The sequence below is a fragment of the Streptomyces sp. NPDC046900 genome (assembly GCF_040644975.1).
Taxonomy (GTDB): domain Bacteria; phylum Actinomycetota; class Actinomycetes; order Streptomycetales; family Streptomycetaceae; genus Streptomyces.
In genome coordinates this window covers 1-4,893 of record NZ_JBEYXD010000197.1, presented here as the reverse complement: position 1 = coordinate 4,893, position 4,893 = coordinate 1, and the positions used below count along the sequence as shown (strand labels likewise).

At 67.1% G+C, this 4,893-nt stretch carries 3 protein-coding genes and 6 pseudogenes; 4 read left to right on the top strand and 5 right to left on the bottom strand.

What is annotated here, in order from left to right; translation table 11 throughout:
* Positions 1-152: 152 nt before the first annotated feature.
* Positions 153-380 (top strand): annotated as a pseudogene (locus tag ABZ904_RS50570) (IS110 family transposase); the annotation flags it as partial.
* Between the two features lie 158 nt (positions 381-538).
* A pseudogene (locus tag ABZ904_RS50565) lies at positions 539-708 on the top strand (IS30 family transposase); the annotation flags it as partial.
* Positions 709-1,064: 356 nt separating this feature from the next.
* Here ABZ904_RS50565 and ABZ904_RS50560 read toward each other — a convergent pair.
* Together ABZ904_RS50560 and ABZ904_RS50555 are read right to left on the bottom strand one after the other, a co-directional pair.
* Positions 1,065-1,775 (bottom strand): hypothetical protein, encoded by a 711-nt coding sequence (locus ABZ904_RS50560; RefSeq protein ID WP_361004480.1) that lies wholly within the window; start codon positions 1,773-1,775, stop codon positions 1,065-1,067.
* Positions 1,768-2,349: a helix-turn-helix domain-containing protein gene (locus tag ABZ904_RS50555; protein WP_361831023.1), complete on the bottom strand. Its 582-nt coding sequence runs from the start codon at positions 2,347-2,349 to the stop codon at positions 1,768-1,770. The genes ABZ904_RS50560 and ABZ904_RS50555 overlap by 8 nt, the downstream gene beginning before the upstream one ends.
* Positions 2,350-2,546: 197 nt before the next feature.
* Here ABZ904_RS50555 and ABZ904_RS50550 point away from each other — a divergent pair.
* Positions 2,547-3,056: pseudogene (locus ABZ904_RS50550) on the top strand (transposase); the annotation flags it as partial.
* A 234-nt stretch (positions 3,057-3,290) separates the two neighbouring features.
* Here ABZ904_RS50550 and ABZ904_RS50545 read toward each other — a convergent pair.
* From ABZ904_RS50545 to ABZ904_RS50535, 3 pseudogenes are all read right to left on the bottom strand, one after another.
* Positions 3,291-3,464: pseudogene (locus tag ABZ904_RS50545) on the bottom strand (DUF4442 domain-containing protein); the annotation flags it as partial.
* 205 nt (positions 3,465-3,669) lie between these two features.
* Positions 3,670-3,873: pseudogene (locus ABZ904_RS50540) on the bottom strand (winged helix-turn-helix transcriptional regulator); the annotation flags it as partial.
* A gap of 67 nt (positions 3,874-3,940) precedes the next feature.
* Positions 3,941-4,093: pseudogene (locus ABZ904_RS50535) on the bottom strand (IS5/IS1182 family transposase); the annotation flags it as partial.
* Positions 4,094-4,321: 228 nt separating this feature from the next.
* Here ABZ904_RS50535 and ABZ904_RS50530 point away from each other — a divergent pair.
* Positions 4,322-4,893: replication-relaxation family protein (locus tag ABZ904_RS50530; protein ID WP_361831020.1), on the top strand; the 572-nt coding region annotated here is incomplete at its 3' end.

Here is a 4,893-nt window from a genome sequence, read left to right as displayed (position 1 = left end):
AACGATCACAGAGCGTGTGAACTCCATGATCGCTACGCCCTGCACTCTGTCCCGCAGCGGAAGCCCCTCACCATGCCTATCCGCGCGGCCTCTAACGCGTCCACGGACTCGAAACCACGATCCGGGAACTGCTCACCCCGCTGGCACCCGCATTGCTGGAGATCACAGGGATCAGCCACGTCTCTGCGGCGGTCCTCCTCGCCGAGATCGGCGACATCAACCGCTTCACCAGCTCAGCAAAACTCGCCCGCTACACCGGAACCGCACCGATCCCGGTCCACTCCTCCGACAAGGAACGCTACCGACTGCACCGAGGCGGCAACCGGCGCCTCAACAGCGTGCTCTACACGACGTCCATCGTCCAGCAGCGATTCCACCCGGGCGCGCAAGCGCTCCTGGCCCGACACGAGCCGACCAAGGGAGCCCGCGGAGCCCGACGCGTACTCAAACGCCATCTGATCGACGTCATCCACCGCGCCATGACCCGAGACCGAGCCTCCTGGCAACACCACATCACCAGCATCAGCTCGCCGCTTGACATAGAAGCGTCAACGGCCTGCTGCGGCACTACTTCCCCAAAGGCACCGACCTGTCCGTCCACACGCGTGAGCACCGGGACGCGGTCGCCACCAACTCAACGGCCGCCCACGCAAAACGCTCGGCTGGGAAATCCCAGCCGAGCGGCTGCATAAACTGATCACGGCCTGATCAACACGACCGTTTGTTGCAACGGCCCCTAGAAGGCGCCCGATACGGTCAGGGGCCGTCGCGCTGTGAGGTGCCCCCTCGACACCGTAATTCCCCACGGTTCCCCGTGCGATCGAGCACGGATGGGGCACGGGCATCTTCTGATCCGTAGCTCTACAGAGAACGGTCATTGAAGGTCATACAGATTGCCGGAAAGCCCATGAGGGCCGGTGTGGATCGCTGCTGGTTGCTGGGGTTGCTGTACTTCGCTGCTGTACCGCCATCGCCGGCTGACGGCCCGTCCGGGGACACATCTCGGCGGGCCCCCGCCGCGCACGCGGTGGATCTGTCGATCTTCGTGTATGCGGCTGACGGGGTTATTTGCCACCCGGGAAGCGTTCCGTCCACCAGGTCCGCCAGCGGGAGTCGAGGTCGGCCAGGTGGGTGTCGTCGAGGTGATAGGTGCTCAGGATTGCCATGGCCGCCCCCTTCGGCTTGCTGGGTGTCGGGTCCTTGCTGGACACGATGAGCAGACCGTTGCCCCAGGCGTCGACGGTGATGCCGAGTTGGTGGTCGGAGCGGTACCACATCTCGCCTTTGACGTTCTCGCCGAGCAGATTCATCTGGAACGGCGTGCCCGCGGCGATGTGTGCGAGATTGAGTGCGTTGATGAGGTGTACAGCGTTGTCGTTGCCGCCCACGAAACTGAGTGTGCGGCGGACGGCGCCGGGTTGGCGCTCGACGGCGAACCGCAGCTGGTGCATGAAGGTGATCCAGCCTTCGGTGACGTCCTCGTAGTAGGCGTCCCAGTCCGGGTTGTCACCGCGTGGGGCGCGGGTGAGCGTGACCCTGGTGCCCTCGCCGTGCGGTTCGAGCCTGAATTCGTCACCGCCGTGCAGTCTCAACGTGCGTGTGGAGGCGTCCTCCGCGGTCTCGTTGAAGAAGATCAGGTCGATCTCGCCGTCCAGGCCGTCGTAGTCCCAGCCGAGCCAGTGGCGGATCTTGTCCTTGTCCCGCAACGCGTCCCACACCGCGTCCACGGGCGCCGCGATGGTGACCTCGATCCGCGGCCGTGTGTCGTCACTCATCCGATTCTCCTTGTGTCACGGCGGGAGCCGGGTGTCCGAGGGCGACCATCCGGTACGGGCGGCCGTCGGCGCAGTCGTAGCGCTCGACCACCTGCCGCACCGCGGCCGCCAGCTCTTCGGTGAAGGCGTGCACGTCGCCTGGTTGAGCGAACCGCACCTCGGTCTCCAGCGTGAAGGTGAGCAGGCGCTTGTCCGCCCGCGCGGCCCCGGCCTGCATACGCGCGACGTCCCGCACGGTGGTGGCAGCCACGCCGACCAGGTGCTCGGCCGCGTACTGGTCGTGGATCTTGGTGAACTCCCCGGTCACAACGGTCGGGTCCACGACGAGCGCGCCCGGCCGAGTGCGCAGGATCCGCTCGACGAAGCCGCGCCGCGGCCGTTCCTCGACCAGCTCGACCAGCCCGGCCTTCTCCAACGCCTTCAAGTGGTAGTTCAGCCGCTGTCTGGACAGCTCCAGCTCGGTGGCGAGCTGGCTGGCCGAGCTGGGTGTGCGCAGGCGCTTGAGCAGGTCGCGGCGCACCGGCGACAGGGCGATGCGCACCCTGTCCGGCGATTCGACGTAGGTGATGGCCACATCCCCATCCTTTCAATGGAAAAATTTTTTTGTCAATTTGATGACCCCACAGGCACCGGCGTGGGCACTTCGACCAGGGTGATATCGGTGACCGCCTCGATCCGGTGCACGGGACGGCACACTCTCGGCGAGGTCGTCTACTGCAGGTTTGGGCGGTTCGGGCCGGTCGCGCGGCCAGCTCCTGCTGGGCTGTCGGAGTGAGTGACCGCAAGCCCTCCAAGAGCGACCCGTCCCATGAGCGGTGGGCGCCGATCGAACCGGTGATCTCGGCGTGGAAGGCCGACCACCCGTCGCCCCCCGGGCATCAGGGCCGCTACGAGCTGCGGGAGATCATCAACGCGATCCTGTACCAGGGCAGGACCGGCTGTCAGTGGGACTATCTCCCGCACGACCTGCCGCCGAAGTCGGCCGTCTACTAGTACTTCGCGGCCTGGCCCGACGACGGCACGGACATGAAGATCAACGACCTGCTGCGCTGGCAGGTTCGGGAGAAGGCCGGGCGGTCGGAGGACCCGAGCCTGGTCGTGATCGACACGCAGTCCGTCCACGCGGCGGTCGACGTCCCCGCTGCCGCGACCGGGAGGGACGCGGCCAAGAAGGTGCCGGGTCGCGAGCGCGGACTGGCGGTCGACGTCCTCGGCCTGGTCATCGCCGTGACCGTGCTGGCCGCAAGCGCCCACGACAACGCGTTCGGCATCGCACTGCTCTCGACGACGAGATCGAGAACCTGGCGGTGACCCGCAAGACGCTCCTCGCCCTACCGCCGACCGCCCCTGAACCGACCGACCCGCCGCCGCCCGCCCTGCCGGCTCACCCGGCCTACCAGCAGATCCTCACCGTCTTCGCCGACGCCACCGGGCCGATGCGCGCCCGCGACCTGTGCGACCGCCTCGAACTCGCCGTCACGCCGAAGAACATCGAGAGCACTCGGCACAAGCTCAGCCGTGCTGCTGGGTCACTTCGGGCCTGCCCGGCGGTTCGATGTTGACGCGGCCGGGCGCGATGTGCGTGATTCGGGCGCCGAGATGGGCCATCAGGCCCTGGCCCTCGAAACTCTTGCGGATGCGTGCCTGTATCTCGGGGCTCGCCTGTTGCTGCTGCGTCTGGTCTTCCACGTGGCTCTCCTCCGGCGGGCATGTGCTTGGGGGTGAGGCGGATCGTCAGCGAGCCAGGCGTTCCACCAGCAGGAATCCGCCGTTGAGGTTGGCGGGCTCTTTGACCAGTGTGAACGGCAGTGGCGTTGTCAAAGGGCTACGCCGACCCGTACGCCGACAACGACGAACAGCCATGGTCACCAGAGATCCTCTGTGCGCCGTGTCAGGGGGTGAGGGCGTACTCCACGCGCGGCGGCACCTCGGCGTAGGCAGTGCGGGTGATCAGTCCGTCGCGATGCAACCGCCGCAGGGTGAGGGTCAGCATGCGCTGGGAGATACCGGGGATGCCGCGCAGCAGGTCGGTGTAGCGCAGCGGGCGGAGGATGGCGAGTTCCTCGACACGGAGATCGCCGAAGTGATCCTGAGTGATCTGGACGCTCTCGTCAGCAGCGCCCGACGTCAAGGCCAAGACGTTTACTGTTGGGTCGCATAGGAGTTCACGCTCGGAGCCAGATCGCGACGGACGCCGCGGTGGCGGTGCCGAGGAAGACGTTGCCGCGCTTGTCGTAGCGCGTGGCGACTACTCGGGACTGTTTCAGACGGTTGATCGCCCGTTCGACGGTGTTGCGTTTCTTGTAGCGGTCCTCGTCGAACCCGGTTGGACCCGACCCGCCGACACGCCCTCCCAGGTGATCTCGCTTCCCACCGACATGCCCTCGACCCGTGCGTCGGCGACGCACCGACCGAGCCTCGTTCGACGCTTTCGCCGGGCATGAAGCCCGACCACGGCCCCGACCACCAGAGTGTTTCGCGTTCGTGACCGTGGTCGGGGCTTCGTGGTCGGGGATCGGGTCGGGGACCACGGGTTTCCTCAAAGAATGCCCACCACCAGCCCTACACCGAGCATCCCGGCCGCCTGCTTGGCCCTCAGCCCCGCCGAACCGCTGCGTCACCAGGTCCTGGCCGCGCTCGCCCAGCACCGCATCGCCACCACCAGCCAGTTGCGTCGCATGCTGCGGCCGGACGGCACGCGGCAGCTGCTGTCCCGAGTCCTGAACAAGCTGCGCTCCGACGGCTTCGTCAACTACACGGTGCTGCCGGATGCAAGCCGGTCACGTACCAACGCCTGGTACCTCACGCAGGAAGGCTCGCGTCTGACCCGGGACCTGCCTGTCCTGCGGGGGCGGCCGCCCTACCCCATCACGTCGACTACGGCAGCGTCGCTGAAGACCCCGCACACGCTCGCCGCCGTACGCGCCCACCTTGCTTTCGCCGAGGACGCCCGACGGCTCGGACACGAGCACGGCCCCTGGGACTGGACGCCCGAAGTGTCCCACTCGATCGGCGAGGGCGAACGGCTCGTCGCCGACGCCCTCATGTACTACACCGTCGCCGAGGGCGAACACCGGCGAAAGCTGCGCGCGTTCGTAGAAGTCGACCGCAGCACCAT